The organism is Pseudarthrobacter albicanus (assembly GCF_018224015.1).
Taxonomy (GTDB): Bacteria; Actinomycetota; Actinomycetes; order Actinomycetales; family Micrococcaceae; genus Arthrobacter; species Arthrobacter albicanus.
Genome location: NZ_JAGPOT010000060.1, coordinates 1 through 327 on the forward strand (window position 1 = coordinate 1; position 327 = coordinate 327).

At 72.8% G+C, this 327-nt stretch carries 1 pseudogene; it reads right to left on the bottom strand.

The window, feature by feature from the left end:
- Positions 1 to 327, bottom strand: a pseudogene (locus J9611_RS13980) (HNH endonuclease signature motif containing protein); the annotation flags it as partial.

A 327-nucleotide genomic window follows, 5' to 3' on the forward strand; every position in this document is an offset into this window, starting at 1 on the left:
GTCCCGGCCTGAAGGGCCGTCAGGGTCAGCGGCAGAGCGGTCGTCAGGGCCTGGCATTCGGACAGGAGGGTTCCGGCGGTGCGTTTGCTGACGGTCAGGACGCAGGCGACCTCAGCGACCAGGGCCATGTCCTGGGCGGCGTGTTCCTGCGGGGACGCCGCCGGGGGCGCCAGGGCCCTGGTTGCGTGCATGTAGTCCGCGGCCAGCCTCACCTTCAGCGCCGCGGTCCGGGCTTCCAGCCGCGCCACGGCGGCGAGCCCGTCCAGGCAGTCATCGGCCAGATTCCGCAACGGATCGGCGTTTCCGAGGGGATCGGCGCCGGGCGGA